At 55.4% G+C, this 478-nt stretch carries 1 protein-coding gene; it reads right to left on the bottom strand.

What is annotated here, in order from left to right:
• Window positions 1–478, bottom strand: a 478-nt coding sequence (locus tag AC1D0P_RS28945; protein ID WP_477679884.1) for a hypothetical protein, incomplete at both ends; no start/stop codon positions are given.

Genomic DNA, 478 nt, shown 5'->3' with positions numbered 1-478 from the left:
TTCGTCGTCCTTGGTAGAATAATCGACGAGCGCGATCGTATCCTCGCCGGCATGCGGGACGTCATCGGTGAAAATATGGCCGATCGTGGTGGTGACGCAGCCGGAGAAGAAAGCCTGCACGCCCTTTTCGCGCAACAGATAGACCGTCGTCCAGTCGCGACAACCGATCGGCTGGTATTTCCTCAGATAGTCGATCGCCTTGTCCGACAGCATCTCGCGATTGTTGACGTGGAAGGAGATAAAGATCGGTCGGATGTTATCATGGAACGGAAAATCGAACATCGTCTCGAAGACGGGATGCATGTACCAGCCGTAGGCAAACATCCACGTCTTCTCGGGAATCGAATCCCAGGAGGAGAAGTCGCGATTGACTGCGATGGGACGGATCTTCGCCGTCCGTTTCACCAAACGGCCTTCAGGGGCGATCCGCGTCTTCAGTTCTTCCAGCTTGCGGCCAAGTTCGCTGTCGTCATAGCGT

Source organism: Polaromonas sp. P1_G2, from assembly GCF_056405515.1.
This window is presented reverse-complemented; position numbering and strand designations above follow the sequence as displayed.